This is a genomic window from Gluconobacter albidus, from assembly GCF_002005485.1.
Lineage (GTDB): Bacteria > Pseudomonadota > Alphaproteobacteria > Acetobacterales > Acetobacteraceae > Gluconobacter > Gluconobacter albidus.
This window is the reverse complement of the sequence record NZ_CP014690.1, coordinates 110,676-128,294: the sequence shown is the minus strand read 5'-3', so window position 1 is coordinate 128,294 and position 17,619 is coordinate 110,676. Positions and strand designations below refer to the sequence as shown.

General features: G+C 56.0%; 17 protein-coding genes and 2 pseudogenes. 4 read left to right on the top strand and 15 right to left on the bottom strand.

Features of this window, described 5'->3' with window-relative positions; all coding sequences use genetic code 11:
- Positions 1-134: 134 nt before the first annotated feature.
- The 6 genes from A0U94_RS15000 to scpB form a co-directional block, all read right to left on the bottom strand.
- On the bottom strand, positions 135-416 hold the full coding sequence (locus A0U94_RS15000; RefSeq protein WP_244178142.1) for a restriction endonuclease: 282 nt from the start codon (positions 414-416) through the stop codon (positions 135-137).
- 686 nt (positions 417-1,102) lie between these two features.
- Positions 1,103-2,026, bottom strand: a complete 924-nt coding sequence (locus A0U94_RS14990; RefSeq protein ID WP_077804236.1) for a replication protein RepA — start codon at positions 2,024-2,026, stop codon at positions 1,103-1,105.
- Positions 2,027-2,414: 388 nt separating this feature from the next.
- Entirely contained in the window at positions 2,415-3,194 is a 780-nt protein-coding gene (locus tag A0U94_RS14985) for a segregation and condensation protein A (RefSeq protein WP_077804121.1), read from the bottom strand.
- The gene (locus A0U94_RS14980) at positions 3,187-3,972 is read right to left on the bottom strand and encodes a hypothetical protein (RefSeq protein WP_077804120.1); all 786 of its coding nucleotides are present in this window, start codon (positions 3,970-3,972) and stop codon (positions 3,187-3,189) included. Before A0U94_RS14980 ends, A0U94_RS14985 begins: the two co-directional genes overlap by 8 nt.
- A 3-nt stretch (positions 3,973-3,975) precedes the next feature.
- Positions 3,976-4,974, bottom strand: coding sequence for a site-specific integrase (locus A0U94_RS14975; RefSeq protein ID WP_077804119.1), 999 nt, complete (start codon positions 4,972-4,974; stop codon positions 3,976-3,978).
- A gap of 151 nt (positions 4,975-5,125) precedes the next feature.
- Positions 5,126-5,650, bottom strand: coding sequence for an SMC-Scp complex subunit ScpB (gene scpB, locus A0U94_RS14970; RefSeq protein ID WP_244178141.1), 525 nt, complete (start codon positions 5,648-5,650; stop codon positions 5,126-5,128).
- Between the two features lie 137 nt (positions 5,651-5,787).
- Between scpB and A0U94_RS14965 the strand changes: the two genes are divergently transcribed.
- The 3 genes from A0U94_RS14965 (at position 5,788) to vapC (ending at position 7,072) form a co-directional block, all read left to right on the top strand.
- On the top strand, positions 5,788-6,249 hold the full coding sequence (locus A0U94_RS14965) for a hypothetical protein (protein ID WP_077804117.1): 462 nt from the start codon (positions 5,788-5,790) through the stop codon (positions 6,247-6,249).
- Positions 6,250-6,443: 194 nt separating this feature from the next.
- Entirely contained in the window at positions 6,444-6,668 is a 225-nt protein-coding gene (gene vapB / locus A0U94_RS14960) for a type II toxin-antitoxin system VapB family antitoxin (protein WP_077804235.1), read from the top strand.
- Complete coding sequence (gene vapC, locus A0U94_RS14955) at positions 6,668-7,072, top strand: type II toxin-antitoxin system tRNA(fMet)-specific endonuclease VapC (protein WP_077804116.1); 405 nt, start codon at positions 6,668-6,670, stop codon at positions 7,070-7,072. The genes vapB and vapC overlap by 1 nt, the downstream gene beginning before the upstream one ends.
- 35 nt (positions 7,073-7,107) lie before the next feature.
- Here vapC and A0U94_RS15795 read toward each other — a convergent pair.
- Positions 7,108-7,238, bottom strand: a pseudogene (locus A0U94_RS15795) (transposase); the annotation flags it as partial.
- Positions 7,239-7,288: 50 nt separating this feature from the next.
- Here A0U94_RS15795 and A0U94_RS14950 point away from each other — a divergent pair.
- A pseudogene (locus A0U94_RS14950) lies at positions 7,289-7,510 on the top strand (IS481 family transposase); the annotation flags it as partial.
- A 15-nt stretch (positions 7,511-7,525) separates the two neighbouring features.
- Here A0U94_RS14950 and A0U94_RS15790 read toward each other — a convergent pair.
- The 8 genes from A0U94_RS15790 to A0U94_RS14915 all read right to left on the bottom strand — a co-directional run bounded on the left by A0U94_RS15790 (position 7,526) and on the right by A0U94_RS14915 (position 17,617).
- Complete coding sequence (locus A0U94_RS15790; protein ID WP_149026838.1) at positions 7,526-8,011, bottom strand: hypothetical protein; 486 nt, start codon at positions 8,009-8,011, stop codon at positions 7,526-7,528.
- 29 nt (positions 8,012-8,040) lie between these two features.
- On the bottom strand, positions 8,041-8,733 hold the full coding sequence (locus tag A0U94_RS14945) for a GAS domain-containing protein (RefSeq protein WP_149026837.1): 693 nt from the start codon (positions 8,731-8,733) through the stop codon (positions 8,041-8,043).
- 81 nt (positions 8,734-8,814) lie between these two features.
- Positions 8,815-10,350, bottom strand: a complete 1,536-nt coding sequence (locus tag A0U94_RS14940) for a formylglycine-generating enzyme family protein (RefSeq protein ID WP_077804114.1) — start codon at positions 10,348-10,350, stop codon at positions 8,815-8,817.
- Positions 10,347-11,564, bottom strand: coding sequence for an ABC transporter permease family protein (locus A0U94_RS14935; RefSeq protein ID WP_077804113.1), 1,218 nt, complete (start codon positions 11,562-11,564; stop codon positions 10,347-10,349). The genes A0U94_RS14940 and A0U94_RS14935 overlap by 4 nt, the downstream gene beginning before the upstream one ends.
- Positions 11,561-12,256 carry an ABC transporter ATP-binding protein gene (locus A0U94_RS14930; RefSeq protein ID WP_077804112.1) on the bottom strand — a complete coding sequence of 232 codons (696 nt, stop codon included), beginning with the start codon at positions 12,254-12,256 and terminating at the stop codon, positions 11,561-11,563. Before A0U94_RS14930 ends, A0U94_RS14935 begins: the two co-directional genes overlap by 4 nt.
- A complete protein-coding gene (locus tag A0U94_RS14925) occupies positions 12,253-14,157 on the bottom strand; it encodes a vWA domain-containing protein (protein WP_077804111.1) in 1,905 nt (634 codons plus the stop codon). The genes A0U94_RS14930 and A0U94_RS14925 overlap by 4 nt, the downstream gene beginning before the upstream one ends.
- Positions 14,154-15,107, bottom strand: coding sequence for an SEL1-like repeat protein (locus A0U94_RS14920; protein ID WP_077804110.1), 954 nt, complete (start codon positions 15,105-15,107; stop codon positions 14,154-14,156). Before A0U94_RS14920 ends, A0U94_RS14925 begins: the two co-directional genes overlap by 4 nt.
- Entirely contained in the window at positions 15,104-17,617 is a 2,514-nt protein-coding gene (locus tag A0U94_RS14915) for a virulence factor SrfC family protein (RefSeq protein WP_167369415.1), read from the bottom strand. The genes A0U94_RS14920 and A0U94_RS14915 overlap by 4 nt, the downstream gene beginning before the upstream one ends.
- Positions 17,618-17,619 lie beyond the last annotated feature (2 nt).

Sequence of the window (17,619 nt, the reverse complement as noted above, 5' to 3'; positions counted from 1 at the left end):
TTGAGCGCAATATGAAGAAAATCCATACTTCGTTACAGAAGACTGTCGGGGATCAGAGCGTGATTTTCAAGTGATCTTCAGGCGATCGACAGCGCCATCTGCGCGACGGCACATATCTGGCCGCGCAAGATCGTTCAGCCCGGATCGAAGAAATCCAGATCGAGCTTCTTGATCTCTACCGCGCGGCTGACACGCACACCCACGCCATGTTCAATCATCAGATCGGCCAGGGTTGCTCCATCGATCAGAATGACGCGCTGGCTCAGATGGTGGACGAAGTCCATTGCCGGGGCGCTGAAGGATGAGGTAGTGACAAACACGCCTCTGCTCGACCCATGCCCCACAAGTAAGCCAACAAAGATCTGAATGTTGGGGCGATCGACGCCGATATTTGTTGCATGATGCTTCGCTGGCACCTCAAGGCCCAGATGCTAATTGATGACATGCTTTGATGATTTTGCGGACCTTGTTCGCATTGGAAACAGCTCGAAGCTGACTTCAATCCGCATGGATGTCTGTTATTTTGAATTGTGACCCGATAGCCAACAATCTGCTTTCCCCCAGAGGAGCCTCCTTGGCAAACGCATTGTCCTGGTATTCGATGCCGCGAATGGCTAGCGAGAGGCGACAGGAGAAGCAATCGGTTGAAAGAGGCTCTGCTGCCGATGGTAGATCGTCGGCAAGAAGCTGGTGGAAAGATATTCTGGTCCAGCAGAGTTTCACGGGTGCCCTTTGCTGAGCCTGCAAACCTCCGTAAATCCAGAAACTAGCGTGCTGATAACATGAAGTTGGTATGGAGCAGAGAGAGGAGCGCGAACGCCGTTCAACGCAGACTGAAAATGTGTTGATGAAGACTGAATGCCAATCCGACCGGAACTAAAGCCGCTATATCCTCCGAATTGATTCGGTAGGAGTATCTGACAATTCTGTGTGGTCGGCCACATGGCCATCGCTTTCAAGTACTGCTAGGTGGCCTGTGGAGGCATCCTTATCAGGATACTGGTTTAATGGCCGGGGCAGGGGTCTCTCCCGTCCTGATCAAGCTTCTGCTGGTGTGCTAAATGAAAATGTTTCTAGGAAAAGTAAAGCAAGTCAATTTACCCTAACGACCAATCATTCGCTTTTCTGGTACGGGTGGTGGAGAAGGATAAAGCAATATTCCTGTTTCTTGATCAAACTCCACATGGGCTTCCGGGTAGACAGAAAGAGCAAGCTTAAGCGGAGCTATAATATCTCGCTTGAATCCCCGCAGTTGACTATACTCAGATCCAAATTGTCCCTTGAGTGCAGCCCACGAAATATTCACTGGATCTTTAAGCACATGAAGGCGGTAGGCAAGCCAAATATAAATATCTATGGCCTTTGATTTGCTTGATATTTGCCTTATAGCAACCTCTCTCAATGGCAATGGATGATCAATAAGGCTTTCGTAGAAACTCTCATCCAATCTAACCACCTCTCTCCATAAAGAAGGTTGATTAACGTCATTATCTACGGGAAAAATTGCGTCCCTAATAAAGGCACCATTACTTACGAGTTCTTCCCTACCATTGTTTCGGAAAAATGTTAGTCTGCATCGGCTAATGCGCTTTGCTTGGTCTCTAACAGCATTATAGGTATTACCTCCTACAGTAATACCCATCGCTTTTAACCAAGCATTCATCGACGCACCAAGTTCTACTTCACGTGATTTAGTTTTAACTGCTTGTGTCTGCAGATAAAGTAAAATCATACGAGCCATTGATCCATAAGGAATTCCAACGGCGTCTTTATTTTTATCTAGTCCACTTTCGATCAGGAGTTTTATATTACCTCCGTCACGTTCCCAAACTGTTTCGGTAGTTTTTTTATGAGGAAGTGCTGCCATCGCGAAGCCGGAGTGAGTGATACCTATCGAAATTGCTTCATCAGCCATCACTTCATGTGCGGCATCCACGCAGTAGCGTTGCACCTTGCTTTCTAAGGATGCTTGGCGTCGTGCCTCTTCTAAACCATGCAGTTCGAGAAGGTTGTGGATTTTTCCCATGAGCAGACCATCGGCGAGCGGAGGTATTGTGTCAATTTGGACTCTACGCACAGCGCAGTGCTTGGATTCTACACACGCTTCGGTTGGACTCTGCGCACGGTGTTCTAGAAAAAGATATTAGTAATCTTATTAGATGGTGTGCGTAGGGTCCAAGGGATAACCCGGTTTTGGTGAGTACAGTCCAAACATGAGGTGTGTAGGGTCCAGAGGATAACCAATAAGAGCAGTTTTCTGCCTGTGAATAAGTTTTTTTGTCGATGACGTCGGTGTGTGTGTAGAGTCCAATACCGAATCTAGTGCAGATATCTGCGAGCTGGGGCGTGTGTAGAGTCCAATTCCCAATTGCCTTCCTAGCCGTGTGTAGAATCCAATGCGACCTATGTCCTTCTCAACATACGTTTGTGCTGGGCTTTGGACTCATGATCTTAATTGGTTCGCGGCATGTCAGCTGCTCAAGCAGCAGCTCTTTTTTTCTGGCCAACTCCAAAACCGCCGAAAGATGAATAACCCACGTTGCTTTGCGCTGCATTAGGCTTTGGAAACCTTCTTTAGAAGAGCGACTAATCACGCCCTCGATGAGGTCCCACGTGCTCTCCGGATGGTTCTGAACCATCTGGTGCCACCATGCCATGGCATCCTGAACAGAAAGTCGGGGTTCAAAGTAGGGCTGGAAGATGCTCTCTTTAGGCACAAGCTTCTCCCGCCGACGGGACACTGACAGAAGTGCGTCCAGCACATCCCGGATGAGAGGTGAAGACGCTGTTTCAACAGCAAAAGACGAGGGAGGCAGTTCCCCCCGTCTAAAAACACTTTCGCCCAGCACAGGCCGAGTTTCAAAGCACTCCACGGCTCGCAAAAGCGTGTCCTTTCGAAGTAGGGCGCGTTGGATCTGCTCGGCAGCTGAGTGGGCGGCAAGGTGCTCTTCAGTATCTTCCCGAAGCAGAAGAGCTGAGCGCATTTGAAGAAGGGTCGCTGCCAGAACAAGATCGTTGGCAGTCTGCTCAAGCGGACGGTTTTTAAGCTCTTCTTCCACGCAGATCAAAAACTGGTCAATCAGCTCTGTCAGCGGAAGCGTCCGAAGGTCGAGCGCGCGACGGCGTACGGCCTGCAACAACGCGTCTAGCGGACCGTGCCAGACGCCAACCTCCAGAAGGATTTCATCAGACATCGTAAAGCGGGCGGATGGAAATGCTGAGGTCGGGCCATCGGGTCGCAATGGCCTGAAGGGCCCCCCAGGGCGTCCAGTCTGCCGACCAGAATGAGATGCTCCAGCGGGGTGTATTCTCTTTCGGATGCCCCTCCATGACTTCGACCTGCTGCAGCGGTCGCGAGGTTCCCCAGTGCTGCCACAGCCAGGCCTGTGTTGCGGGGGAGGCGGGGCCGAGGGCGAGCAGATCCAGAGGCATAGGGCAGAGAGCATTGAGATCAAACGGGACGAACCCAGATCCCGCCTCTCGGGCGAGAAGGGCCTTTTGGCTCTGGACAATCTGGTCGATCAAAGCAGTCGTCCGGGCATCCTGGGGAGGAAAGATTCGGCCCAGATCTTCGGGGTTGGTAACATCCGGTCCCCACGAGAGACGGCCAGTGCCCTCTGCTGCCGCCCGGAACTGACTTAGCACGGCCTCTGGGCCAGCGACGGTCAGGACATGTGCCAGCCAGTCCGGCTGGGGATTGAAAAGGGGCGGAGAGGGAAGGACCTGCGGTTCTGCGAGCCCTGACCCCGAGATTGAAAACGCCGTGCCGCTCGCGGGTGGTCTGGGGGCATGGCGAGGAAACGGTGGACGGGTGGGAAGACGAAACCCGGCATCTGGTTCCTCATGCTCCGTCAGGGTCTGCTCACTGTAGCGGTGAGCAATCGGCCGCGCTTCGAGCTCCAGCCGATAAGCTTCCAGGCGTGCGACCGTGGCATCAACATCTGCGATGATCTCAGCAGTCGTTTGGGGCACGACTTACAGATCCAGAAGATGGGCGGGAGAGTCCAGATCAAGGCGGGCTCGACGGACATAGCGGCGCATGCTGCGCAGGTCGCGGTGGCGGGTGTGTGCCATGATTTGTTCATCCCGGGCATTCGCCCGAAAGGCTTCGGTGACGAAGCCAGCGCGCAGTCCATGCGGGCTGAGGCGTTCTCCGGAAGGAACCTTCAGCCCGGCCGCCCTGGCACGGCGCAGCAGGATCTGACGAATAGCATCCGGATGCAGGGCATCACGTCCGACCTGCTCCCAGCGATTGATGGATCGGAAGAGAGGACCATCCGTAATCTCGGCTTTCTTCAGCCAGCGCTCCAGAGCCAAAACCGGGCAGGTTTCGCGATGCTTGCCCCGGGGAAGGAAAACCTCTTCACCGCGATGCTCGGGGTCGGTCTTGCTGCGGGCGATGTGGAGCTTCAATCCTGTGCCGACGATCCTGACGGTCTCTGCTGTAAGGGCAACTAGCTCTGAACGACGCAGCGCACCCGCAAAGCCGATCAGCAGAAGAGCCCGGTCGCGCAGATCCGCCAGCGTTTCAACGGTTTTGCTCTGTTCGGGTGCGACGAGTTTGCGGAGTTCCTGGGACGTGAGGGCAGCGGCCTGTTTCTGGGGCGTGCCATACACACGCCCTGCTGCGCGCAGAGTGGTACGGATGGCAGCGTGACCAGAACTCCACTCCAGCCCCCGCATGCGATGCTGATAGCCAATGGCCGCCAGTCGACGGTCGAGGGCCGAGCGGCTGAAATGTGGCGCCAGACTGTGCAGCCAGGCTGCGACGATAGGAGGGGCGGCCGGAAGCGGGGACGTCTCGTGTTCGTTGCACCAGTGGCAAAAGGCCTGCCAGTCATGGGCATAGGCGCGCAGGGTCTCGGGCGCATAGGCTGCCGTTCGGGCACTGTCCTTTGCCGCGTCCAAAGCACTCTGCAGAGCGGAAGAGGGGACTTCGGAAAGACGCTCTGCAGGCTCTGTCGAAGCGGTCATGCCGTTATTCTTCCTTTTCAAGTCCCTTGGAATCTGCCGCAGGACGATAATTAAGGCAACCTTACTTTAACACGCGGTAAGAGGACATTACCACGTGTTAGAATGACGAAAGAATAGTACCCAAAGCCCCGCAGAATAAGCCCAAAACGGCCTAGAGCGGGCCTCTCAGGCCTTCGAGGAGCGGATCCAGTTCCGACAGCGACCGTAGACCATAGGTCACGAGGAAGGTCTTGGTCGTGGCCCAGAGCTGGGGCTGGCCTGGGACTGGCTTGCGGCCAACGCTGCGAATGAGGCCTTTCTCTTGCAGCAGGGTGAGGGTCTTCTGCGGCAGGATGGCATCCCGGAAGCTTTCGATCTCGGGTCGTGTGACGGGCTGACGCGCGGCAATCAGCAGGAGCACTTCGAGCACGGCCCGGGGCAGACGTTCTGGCGGTCGCTTCAATACCGCCCTCAGGGCCCCCGCGAGATCGGGGGCGGTGCGGAACATCCAGCCGTCTCCGGCCGCGACCAGTTCAAATCCAAGCCCCTTGGTGCGTCTGGACACCTCGCTCACGATTTGAGCGATCTCCTCCTCCTCTCCCAGAGCCCGCGCCAGCATCGCTCGCGACACTGGACCGCAGCTCTGGAACAGGAGGGCTTCGGTCAGACGGACGGGATCGAGTGAAGAGGATGTCATGGTCGAGAGCATAAGGCTTCTTCGGTGTCGTCGGCCAGAGTTCGGAACGCGCTGTCAGTGGAGTTGATCCACGACCTCGGGGATCAGGACCTGCAGGAAGTCTCTATCGGACTATGATTGTGTGATAGGAAACGGGAATGCCGATCCGACCGGAACTGAAAGCGCTTTACCCTCCCAACTGGCCTGAACTGAGCCGACAGGTCAGGTTCGAGCGGGCAGGGGGCGTGTGCCAGCGCTGCGGTCGGCCGCATGGCCATCGCCTTCAGGTACTGCCAGGTGGCCGGTGGAAGCATCCTGACACAGGATACTGGTTCAATGGCCGGGGCAGGCGGGTGTCCCCTCCAGACTTGATCGAGCATTTGGAAATGCGACAGACGAAAGTGTCCCTAGCCGCGGCTCATCTGAATCACGACCCCACCAGCAACCGGTGGCGCAATCTGCGCGCGCTCTGTCAGCGCTGCCATCTGCTGCATGACCGGATGTATCATCTGGCCCAACGCCGTCTGACGTTGCGACGGCGTCTGGCCCTCGGGGATCTGTTCGAAGGGCCCTATCGAATTGGAATGAATCTTAAGGAGTATGAAATACACTATGACTGATCTTCTTCGAGGGAAGAGGGGAAGTCTGATCTCGGCGGAAAAAGATTAAGAGCCGTCGTATATTTTGATGTTTATTATGGACGTTGCCTTTCAGGATAGTGACGGAAAATAGTCCAATTTAAAGCTGAACGAATGTTGTTGGTATCAGATCAATTTATGGATATACGTTCAGGATATCCCATATGGAGGATGCCATGCTTGCCCGCACAACTCTCTTTCTTTCCAATCGTTCTCAGGCTGTACGGCTTCCCAAAGCTGTTGCCTTTGACCTTAGTCTGAAGGAGGTCGTGATCATTCCCGATGGCGTACGACGCATTATTGCGCCCGCGCATGCCGCATGGGATGATTTTTTTTCGTCCTCCGGCACTGAGTTACCCGAACGCAATCAACCTGCAATGCAGGAACGCGAAAGCTTTTGATGCTACGTTATCTTCTGGATACAAATTTTTGTATCCGCGTCTTGCGTGACCGTCCAAAGGGCTTACGCGAACGTTTCAACGATAACGCCGAGGCCCTCTGTATTTCAGATATTGTGCTTTACGAACTCCTTTATGGGGCGGAAAAATCTCAAAATCCGGCAAAAATCCGACGTGAGGTAGAGCATTTTTCTGGACGTTTGTCTGTTTTGCCATTTGACGATGATGCGGCAGCACATACAGCAGAAATCAGGGCTGATCTGGAAGCCCGTGGGTGTGTTATCGGACCGTACGACTTAATGATTGCGGGGCACGCCCGGAGCAAAGGACTGGTCGTTATAACCGGAAATCTACGAGAATTTACCCGGGTAAATGGATTACGTTCTGAAGATTGGACGCCGGATTAACGAGAGAAGGTCGCCGCCATGCCGGCGACAGCCTAGCGCTTCCACTGGGAAATCATTGCCCGATGCACACCGTGCTTCGACGCCAGTTTGGAAAGCGTCTGCTCGCCTCCAGCGCAACACGCGACTTGAACTCGCCCGAATACCTCTTCCGCGTGACCTTGCCTATAAACCTGTCTTTTCTCACAACGGTCTATAGCGTATGCCCCTGTCTGAAAAACGGGGGGCAACCTCTATCGGATGAACCGGACAATAAAGGAAGCAACCGTTAAACGCTTCCAGTACGACAGCCATGAGCAGCTGAGGAGACACCTTAACGACTTCATGGCAGCCTATGACTCCGGGCGAAGGCTCAAGACCCTCAGTGGCCTCACACCTTACGAATATGTCTGCAAAATATGGACTTCAGGGCCAGAAAGATTCATCATCAATCCATCAAATCCGGGAATTAAATACCTAGCGTGTGGCGACAAGATCAACGGCATCCTGTGTTTCCTGCTCGGCGGCCTTAACCCGGGCAAGTTGTTCTGCTGTCGGATTGGCAGCAGCCTGGTTTTTAATCTGTTCCAGATTTGCAAGACTCTTCTGTGCGGCAAGATAGGCAGAGGATTTCGAACTGGAAGCTTTGGCTAAACGCTTCCTGTATCCACCGATGCGACTGTTCATAGCTTGTAGCTCAGTTCGTGTTTGAGCAACGCTTTTCTGTGTCTCCGCTAAGGACTGGTTGAGGGCCGCGCTCTCGTTAGCGGTCGCTTGCGCGCGCTCATGCCAGGCATCACGTGCTGTTTGCAGTTGCTGGTTTCGCTGCTGGTAGCCATTCCCGACCGAACATCCGATACCTGAGAAAAGATTGGCGGTGGTCGGGTCACATTGCTGGGCAGAACACGCACTCAAACAGAGTGCGCCAAAAAGGGGAAGAATCGTAAATTTCCGATGCGACATCACGAGGCAGCCCTTTGGAGAATGAAAATTCAGGCTTTGGCGGCAGGCATTGGCTCAGCCTGTCCGACGTCCTGAGCCATAATGGACGCAACTTCTGCGAGCTGCTTTGACTGAGCCGCGCTCTGCTGGGAGGCAAGGGCTGCACTAGAATTTCCGTGTGCATCGGCAATCAACTTCATACTGTCTGCCTGCTTCTGCCGCATACTGGCAAGATTTTGCAGAGCCTGCACATCTTTCTGATAACCGGCAATCTTGGCTTGATAGGCTTCAGCAGAAATCTGTCCCTGAGCTAGCTGTTGACGGAGCTGTTTCAGATTGTTCTGCGTTTCCAGAAGTTCTTTCTGTGCATCCTGAATGTCAGTCTGAGTTTGTGCAATATTTTTTTGTTCGGTGGCGATCTGCGATTTAACCTGATCTTCACTCAGCTCTTGAGCTTGGGCACGATTAGCAACAAGTGCGCCTACAGCCCCGCCAACCAGAGCGCCGGCTGCACCGGCGAGGGCTGCATTTTTGACACTTCCCGTTCCCAGGCCAACACCAAGAGCAGCAAGGCCACCGAGCACTGCGGCGCCCTCTCCAATCATATTGTTCTGCTGGGCAGAGCGTTGGCGCAGACGGTTCTGTTCCGGTGTGAGTGAGGAATCATAAGAAGGAGCGCATCCGGAAACAAACACGCACATAGCAACAGAAGCAGCGGAGATACGAAAGGGCGAAAGTGACACGGAGCAACCTTTTTACATAATGTTTCATTGTGAATAAGAAAAAAGCATTCTCTTGGGAAGTGAAAATTTACACGAAAAGAATTAATGAATTGCTTCGATCTGCGATTTTATAGTCTGCCCTGTAGGGAGTTTTCCGGAATGACTGCTTTGAATGTTCTGAGCAGTAACCATCAGGAACTGTATTGCCCGATCATCCTGAAGTGCTTTGATAGCATCTGCCTGCTGTGCTGTGATGGCGGAGAGATCGGGCAGGGCCTGACTGTTCGTTACGGCCTGAAGAAGACTGATGTAACCATTGATGGCGCCTCCAAGCTCCGTCTGTCTGGCCTGAAGGTGATTTGCGATTTGTGCGGTCTGGGCCGGTGTTAGAGGCGTTGGTTGCGACTTCAGAATATCGGCCGATTTCTGAATAAGCTGTATGGCATGGTCGACCTCCCAGATATCCGCTGCCAGGGCAACTAGTGCCTGAATTTGTGCGGCCAGCGCCTGACGATCTGCATCGAAACGGGCACGGGAGTCGCTGGCCATGGCGGTCTGGATCAGCTTCAGACCGTTGAGTGTGGCCGGGTCAGTCGTGTTTTTCTGAAGGCCTGCAAGCGCGGTCTGGGCGTCTGCACTTGCAGGCAGGGTTTTGTTCATCAGGGTGTTGAAAGCGTTCTGGGCCTGTTCCGTTCCGTGAAGGGAGCCGATAGCATCTGTCGCCAGAACAAGGCGGAATCCCATTTCAGGCAATCGGGTTGGTTCACCCGTCTGCGGGCTATAAAGCGGAACTTCGGCGCGTGAATTGGTCGTAATCTCATCGGGGTTGGACAGGTAATTTCCACCGCAGACCAGAATTCCGCCAGCCAGACCCTGAAGGCGGCCAACGCGGTTGAGGCGGTACGGCTCCAGCATCATCTGGCTGGCTTCCCCAAGCATATCATACAGACCCAGCGGGTTTGGTTTCATCTGCCCGACGCGCTGCATGCCGCCAAGGTCTGGCCCTGCGGCGATATACTGGTCTGCACCTTCCGGCATGGGCCATGTGGGAGCCATGAAATCGGTCGGGCTGACATGCATGCCGCCACGGGCAGCATAAGACCATTCGTCGTCGGTGGGTAGACGCACAAAGCTGGTTGCTCCGTCATGGTTTGGCAGCGGAATCTTTTGGGTGTGAAGCCACGTTGAATATTTCGTGGAGAAGGTAATGGCCTCATCCCACGAAATATGCGTCTTGGGATGCTGTCCATCCAGGGTAGGGGGCGCGCAGGTTCCGCTCAGGCTTTCAGCCTGATTTTGGGTTACATCATATTTGCCGAGATAGTACCGGCGCAATTCCGGATGCTGGCTGACGGCGAAAGGGGCAGCCACATAGGCGTGGCGCATAAACTCGTTGTAGCCATCCTGTGGATCGCTTCTGCCCAGAATAATGGCATCGTCATCGAGTAGATTGTCTCCTGTCGGAACGTCAACGGGACGGAACGTCATTGCGCCACCGCAGGGCATAGGCAGAACCAGATCATCCGGCAGGGGATGTGGGTCGACGAATTTTTTGTCCCAACTCTGTGCGGCAGCCGTTTGTAGAGACAACACGGGTGCGAAACCCAGCAAAAGCAGGGCTGTGTGATGGGTTTTCATGGTGTGCTGACTCCCTCCCAGGGATCAATGCGGCGAAGGCTTCGGGCGGCGGCCAGGGCGGCCAGAAAAGCTCCCAGAGCGGTTATGAGGCAGGTTTCAAGCCACAGACCAGCCCCGATTCTGCACAGCGTATGTCCGGGCGGCAGGGTCTCTGCAAAGACATGATTGATGGCGCTGCCTACGATCAGCGCACCTGTCAGAGCCAGAAAAATACCGGTCAGCGCGAGAATTTGTGCCTGGATGACGGGAAAAATCGTTAGACGCTGTACGCCGAGAAAGCGCAGGGTTGCGAGAGAAAGTTGTTTGCGTTCCACATTGGCCCATAGCGCGGCGGTGAGACTGGCGAAAAAACCGGTCACTCCAAGCAGGGCTGTCAGCCGGAACAGCACGGTCAATCGCTGGTCCAGAAGAAGAAGGTCCGAGACATCTTGCGCCCGATCCGAAATATCCACGCCTGCTGCACGCAATCTGGTGTCAAGGGCGGGGATGGTGTTGATCTGCCGGGTGTAGAGACGGAAGCCGGGATAGGACGGGGCTGGCGTGGCCGCCTGTGCCCAAGCATCGGACCATGAAAGAGAGTGCTCTCGATATAGTTCTACGGTCTGAGCCAGACGCAGCGATACGAAAGCTGCATCCCGGTTAAGGGCGCGTTGCGGGGTAATCGCCTGAACATGCAGGGGAATCCGAACTGTTTCCGGGCCGAGGCCTAGACGGGTGACATGCAGTTCGAGGAGATCACCCGCCTGAATATGCAGAGAGGCGGCGGCACTTGCGGAAAGCAGGATGGTGCTTTCGTCTGCGGGCATCGTCGTGGGTGTGGTCAGGGGATCACCCGTGTTGGACGGGATCAGTTCGATGCGTCGACCCGCAAAGGGGTGGCCGGGCGGAACGAGCAGGACACTGGCCGCAAGAGTGCGTGTTCGGGGCATGACAAAAACGACATCCGGTTCTTTTCGCAGGCTATCCAGCCAGTCTGCTGTAAAATCCCGGTTGCTGGCGCTGGAAATCTCACGCACATGCGGGTCTTCCAGAAGGACGGTTCTCAATCCTTCAACAAGTCCGCCTCGCAGGCCTGACAGGATAATCAGGGGGGCTGCCGTCGCTGCTAGACCGATGATAAGGCACAGTGCCAGAATTTTTTCGGATAGAAGATCGTACCAGGCCAGACGGGCCGCCAGACGAATGTCATGAAATATGAAGCGCCGGTCTGTCATGCTGTAGCGATCTGGGTCGTAGAACCGTTCATCGAGACTGGAAGCAGCGTGAACCCGGCTGCCGCCGCGCGTTCGGCGTCGTGCGTCACCATAACAACAGCTGCGTGCCGTTCAGCCTGCTGATGCAGGAGTGTCATGACATGTGTTGCCTGTTCTGGATGCAGGGACGCAGTGGGTTCGTCGGCAAGAATGATATCAGGCTGATGCGAAAGTGCGCGGGCAATGGCGACACGCTGGCGCTGCCCGACCGACAGTGCAGCGGGTCTGTTTGTCCGTAGGGAGACAAGGCCCAGACATTCGATAAGATCGTTGATGTGATGAGGATTTTTAATGTTCATAACATCCAGTGGTAGATGAATGTTGGCTTCGACGTTCAGGAAGGGCAGCAATGCGCTCATCTGCGGAACGAACCCGATATGTCGCGCCCTGAGGGCGGTCAGACGCCCCTGTCCGGGTACGCGCCAGAGGGATGCCGTGGGACTGCCCATAATGTCCAGCACGTCGACACGGTCTGGACGAAGTGAAAGGGAGAGCAGGCCCAAAAGCGAGCTTTTGCCACAGCCCGATGGCCCTACGACCGCATAACGGTCACCTGGGTTCAGGCGAAAATGAGGTACTTTAAGCGTGAAATTTTGCCCCGGTGCCTGCCAAGATAGGTTTTCTGCAAAGAGCAGGGATTGGTCGGGGTTCAAGGTAACGCTTCCAGGGGTACCGGATAGACGCGCTCTCCATCATCGTGAGACTGCCCGATCTGCCCCCACAATGACGGGTCGGACTCATATTCCTGATAAAGACGCAGACGACTTGCGATATTGTTTAGGATGGTACGCTGTCCGACGGCGCCCATGGCGAGCCATGATTCCTGTGTGATAGATGTTACGTCGGACTTATACGGCAGGCCATCCAGATATTCGCCAAGCAGCGGGCCGATCGTGTCGATATGCGAGAAAGCATTTGGATCACGGGCCGAAGCCGCAAAGGCAGATTGAAGCTGGGTGAAGAAATTTTCCGGTGCGGTTCGACCGGCTAGCCCGGCATCCAGAATATGCTGAAGGGCGTTGGCGAGATCGGAGAGCTGGTTGCGTGTCAGGAGCACACGGATGTTCAGGGTTCTATGCAGCGTATCGGCTGGATCACGATCGGAGGTGAACGCGTTGATAATATCCGGTGCGGCTGTGTGCTGTGTGTCGCCAAGATAGGCCAGACGCATGGCCTGACTGACGACTGAGAGTTTCGTATCGACTTTCGCATCCTGCGGGGTTAGTCCGGCGACGGGGCGGCCGGTCATGTCCGCCACTTGCTGGAGCATGGAGGTAGACATGGTTTGGATAACAGGCCGGAACGCGTCCGGGCTACCTCCCGGGACAGGATAATACAGGCTGCCAGCATTGTTGAACTTCGAAAGATTTCGATACTGCGTTGCGGCTTTGCCGTGATCATTCGCCGCATTCCCTGCTGGGGTCAGCAGATGAATGACAAACAAGGCAATGCCTTTTGACGCGGCAAGGTGGTTCATATCCTCGATGTTGAGATGCGTCAGGCTATGGGGGTCGTCATTGCTTCGTGCCCCGGCATCGGTGATGAGAACGATATAACGGCCGTTGAACGTCTGCCATGGAACCTGATCGACTGCGGTTTTTACACCGGCAATCGCATCTTCATCAAAACTGCTGGAGGACACGCTGGCGTCGTGAACCGTGGAAATGGCCGGAAGGATTGCATCCAGAGACTGGGAAAAATCTGGCGACGCGTAGAGTTTTGTCGCGTACTCCAGCCCAGGCGTGTCTGCGAGACTGTCGCGGTAGGCGACGAGGCCGAAGCGAAAATTCTGCGAGACCGCCGTATTCTGGACGGAATGAATGATGCTGGAAATCGCAGCTCGCGTCTGGTCGATATAAGGCTGCATGCTGGCTGTTGTGTCGATGACGAAGACCAACCCGGCCTTGAACTGCTTCAGGGTCTGTGGCGATGCTGTCCGGGCGGTATTGCCCGTAGTCGTGGAGGCGGAAATGACATGTAGCATTCTGATTGCCGGACCACTGTCCCGCTCGATCTGCGTGGCATCCAGCACGGGAAGCAAATAGAAATTCTTGGACGGATCGACGAAATTTTCCGGTTCCATAGCGACGACCGGCGCTGAATGACCAGCCTGAACACCCTTGGTCAGAGCATCGACGCGCGCCGCAGAGTCCGCAGCGGACAGGAGATCTTCCTCGTGTTGAGCTGTGTCGAGGAAAAGCGCGCGGTTGCGGCCCGCGGGATTTGTGAAGGTTGCCACCATGGTGTGTGCCCAGGGGATTGTGTGGTCATCATCAATCCATCCCTGAACCGGGCCCTGGGCCGAACTTCCGATCTGAACCCGCCCCTGAGCGCGACCGAATACATAGAAGACTTCGAAGCCCGGCAGTGGTTTTGCGTCTTTTCCACTCGCATCACTGAAGAGAGATGCGCCGGGGCGGGTAATGATCCGCTGATAGAGCGTGTGTTTCCCCGGCTGCAAGAGCGGGGTGGCGGCGTGTACGGCGGTTGCCAGTCCAAGCAGCGAAAGGCTGCATAGAGTGGCTCTAGCGATCTGGCGAACGTCCGGGATCATGGCCAAAAATCCTTCAGGGCAAGCTGGGCTGTCATGTCGTCGTTGGCAGATTGCTGCTGCAGGGCGGTATGGAGGCGGGCACGGTCCTGTGCGCTGCTCGTGTCGCCGGCCTTGGCGGCCGATTGATAATAATGGGCGGATTCACGCACATCCGGGCTGGGGATAGGCCCTTTCGGATCGAAGGTCGTCGGATCGTAAAGATGTCCCAGATGGTTCATGGCAGGAGTATCTCCGCGATCAGCGGCGGCTTCCAGTAGCAGGACACCATCATCCGTCTTGCCGTTTTTCAGGCGGGTTTCACCTTCTTGCCTGATTTGGACGGCTGTTCCTGCCTCTCGGATCACATCGGGCACGGATTTGTTGGCGAAGGGGTCGCTGTCCGGTGCGGTCGCATTCAGGGGCGCGGCGATCGGACTGCGAGAAGAGGCGACCTTATCCTGGCCGGGGAGGGTGGGGTGATGCAGAAGATAAAATGCCAGAAATCCCAGAATGCCTAGCCCGATCACCCCCCCACCCAGAACAGGAACGAGGTGTTTGCGTTCGGTCTTTTTTTCAGGCGGCCCGACGGGTATTTCGGAATGGATCATTTCATCCTCTTCCGAAGTGGGTTTCGTCGTAATTTTTTTTGGAAGTATGACGGGACGAGGTTCGACTACGATGGGACGGGCGCGCAGTACAGGCCAGTCGAAGACATCGCCGACGATTTGGAGTTCAGGGATTTCCAGCTGATAGCTCGCATTGGCCTCGAACATGGTCGCGAATTCCCGGGGGATATGCACCAGAAGATCTGCCCCCTGGGCTTCGAGACGGCCTGTAGCCCGACTTTCAGGAAAATAATCCGGCGCACGGATCGTCACGTGCTCCCGGCTGGCATCCGCGGCCCGGCCGGGGAGGTGAAGGATGGCTTCCTCAACTTCGTGGCTAGCAGAAACGTGTAGTTCAGTGTTCATAGCGGTGAGGTCTCAAGTCTGGAAAGCAGCGCTTCAAGGGCATGATTGGCATCCACATCAAACTGTGGGCCACCCTCTTCGAAACGGGAGCGCAGAGCGAGTACCCAGTCACGAAAGAAGGTATCGAGATAGACGGAAGGTTGTTCGCTCAGGACAGGATAATCACGGGGGGTGGGCGGAGCACTGAAAATGGCGATGTCGCTGTTACGCTGACGGGGGCGGGCCTCCGACGCCAGATTGGCATAACCGAGATAGGTTACGAATCGGCCTATCAACTCCGCACAGATGAGCGCCTGTTTTTCACCGGACTGGTTCAGCGTGCTGACATGGTTGCACTGAAGGCGCAGCCTTTGGGCGATCGCCTCGCGCAGGTTCAGGGTTTCGGCCAGTTTCTGAAGGCGCTCAATGAACTGCCGGGCAACAGACAGGTCCAGATTGAAGACCGCAAGCTGTTCGGGATGCGCCAGTAGGCTCAATAGGCGGTCGTTGATCCAATGTTCGATAATCAGGCTGGCGAACCGGTCATGCTGGTCTTCCTGAGGGGCGGAAACTGGGATCGCATCGCCCAGAATGTCCCCCAGCAGATCATCTACGGGCACGGGCGGCGGGGTATGATGGATCGTGCTGCTGAAATCGCGCCACTGTTCGATGATTGCAGAGCGGTCCAGTTCCAGTCGCAGCAGGAATGCTCCGAACAGACGATTGCGGTGCAGGCTCAGCAAGGCCTGTGCGATTTCAGACGCGGCTCTGCGGGCTTCTGCGCCGGACTCTATTCCGGCCGGATCGTGATAGAAAGGCCGCATGAGGGACAGAAGATTGCTGGTGCAGGCCTTGAGGCGGGCGGCGAGCTGTTCGTTCTTGGTTTTGCTTTCGCAAACCGATTTCAGCCGCTCGGCCAGATAGCTGACGCCACCGTCATTTGGCCGGATCGCCTCATCGAACGCGCGGGGGGCATGCTGGATATGCCGATCCACCGTCGTGCTGGCCAGATACGAGTTGCGGCGCCTCTCAACCCGCAGGTGATTTTCGGGAAGCATTTCGGTTTCGCGTTTCTGGGCGTCGCGGCGATACAGGCTCCCAACAGTTGAAGCGCGCAGCCACTGGACATTATTGAACGGTTGGCCGGGCTTCCATTCCGTTACCCAGGGGGCATCGAAAAAATTGATGAGGGATGCTTCGAGACGCTTGTCCCAGACATCGCTGCTGTTTTCGTCTGCCCCGCCCTTTTCCTCGAACTGCCGGTCGAATTTCGTCAGGATCACGAACAGCGCATCAGCCTGATTTTTACGTTCTCGGGGCGTTTTGCCGATCGTGTCGTTGATCCACCCCTCGATCATGGCGGGAAGCCCGGTCACCTCCTGAGCTGAATCCGCCACGCACAGTAGGGTGGACGTGACTTCCATATCGGCCTGATACAGCTCGAACAGGTAATCGACCTTGCCGCGCAGGAACAGTTTTCCGCAGACCCCTGCGACATCCGATAGTTCGCGGATTTCCAAGCGGGACCGGGCTCCGGGAAAGTCGAGCAGATCAGTCGTTTTCACAAACTCCCAGCGGCTCTGCGCCATGGGAACGACGAGTTCGGAAACGATGGCCGAGACGATGTTGCGTGGCAGCGTGACGGTGGAGCCATTTTCACCGACTAGCCGCAAAGGGGCCATGCCCATGGGAGGGCGAAACAGCGTGGAGACGTTCAGAATGCTGTCTGAACGCGGGACCAGCGCCTCAACGTCGCAGAAGGCGAGATTGACCTGGCCAAGCGAAAGCAAGGCCGAAACCAGCTCGGTGGCATAGGTGGTCAGCTCGGGTGTCTGCCCCCACAGCGGAGACAGGGCGGTTATCAAGGCCTGCAAAGGAAGCTCTGGCGCAGCGGCGGCAAGCCAATCCCAGTAGGGTTCGCCTAGGACCGACAGCCAGATGCGGTCTCCGAACTTCCGAGTGAAGTATTCCTCCAGAACTTCGATGTCATCAATGGTGAAAATACCCCCGCCAGCAGACCGGGGAAGGGTTTCCAGCATTTGTGACGTCTCGCGCCATTCCCTTGGCTTGATGCCGATCAGTTTGAAATCTGACAGAAACGTATTACCGACGATCCGGATGATGTCTGTCACCGAGAGCAGGCGGACGGGAATGGGGGGAGCGTTGGCCGGTGCGGCTGGAGGATTGAGGGTAAAGCGCGAAACCAGTCCAGACGACTCATCGCCCCCGGGTGGGTTCATGTCCATCAGGAAGTCGAGCGTATGCTGACCGTAGCGGATAAGCAGCGGTCCCTCTGCAGGACTGGAGAGGCTCGACATCAGATAGGATTTTCCAGCCTGGGACGCCCCGTAAACTGCGACAGCGGCGGGGCGGGAGGCCGCAGCCTGAAGCCGGTGCGCCAGACGGCGTTCGCGGCGCAGGGCGGCACGACAGGAAGGGCTTGCTCCCGCAGCATGGTGCTGCACCCAGTCGGCACATGTGGTCGCCAGAGAGGCAAGGGTGCGGGTTTGGGAAGCGAGGGTCACAGGCATAC

Bases quoted from the DNA above. Each gene is read 5' to 3' on its own strand.
- A0U94_RS14990 (WP_077804236.1), bottom strand. From the start codon at position 2,026: ATGGGAAAAATCCACAACCTTCTCGAACTGCATGGTTTAGAAGAGGCA.
- A0U94_RS14985 (WP_077804121.1), bottom strand. From the start codon at position 3,194: ATGTCTGATGAAATCCTTCTGGAGGTTGGCGTCTGGCACGGTCCGCTA.
- A0U94_RS14975 (WP_077804119.1), bottom strand. From the start codon at position 4,974: ATGACCGCTTCGACAGAGCCTGCAGAGCGTCTTTCCGAAGTCCCCTCT.
- scpB (WP_244178141.1), bottom strand. From the start codon at position 5,650: ATGACATCCTCTTCACTCGATCCCGTCCGTCTGACCGAAGCCCTCCTG.
- A0U94_RS14965 (WP_077804117.1), top strand. From the start codon at position 5,788: ATGCCGATCCGACCGGAACTGAAAGCGCTTTACCCTCCCAACTGGCCT.
- vapB (WP_077804235.1), top strand. From the start codon at position 6,444: ATGCTTGCCCGCACAACTCTCTTTCTTTCCAATCGTTCTCAGGCTGTA.
- vapC (WP_077804116.1), top strand. From the start codon at position 6,668: ATGCTACGTTATCTTCTGGATACAAATTTTTGTATCCGCGTCTTGCGT.
- A0U94_RS15790 (WP_149026838.1), bottom strand. From the start codon at position 8,011: ATGTCGCATCGGAAATTTACGATTCTTCCCCTTTTTGGCGCACTCTGT.
- A0U94_RS14940 (WP_077804114.1), bottom strand. From the start codon at position 10,350: ATGAAAACCCATCACACAGCCCTGCTTTTGCTGGGTTTCGCACCCGTG.
- A0U94_RS14935 (WP_077804113.1), bottom strand. From the start codon at position 11,564: ATGACAGACCGGCGCTTCATATTTCATGACATTCGTCTGGCGGCCCGT.
- A0U94_RS14925 (WP_077804111.1), bottom strand. From the start codon at position 14,157: ATGATCCCGGACGTTCGCCAGATCGCTAGAGCCACTCTATGCAGCCTT.
- A0U94_RS14920 (WP_077804110.1), bottom strand. From the start codon at position 15,107: ATGAACACTGAACTACACGTTTCTGCTAGCCACGAAGTTGAGGAAGCC.
- A0U94_RS14915 (WP_167369415.1), bottom strand. From the start codon at position 17,617: ATGCCTGTGACCCTCGCTTCCCAAACCCGCACCCTTGCCTCTCTGGCG.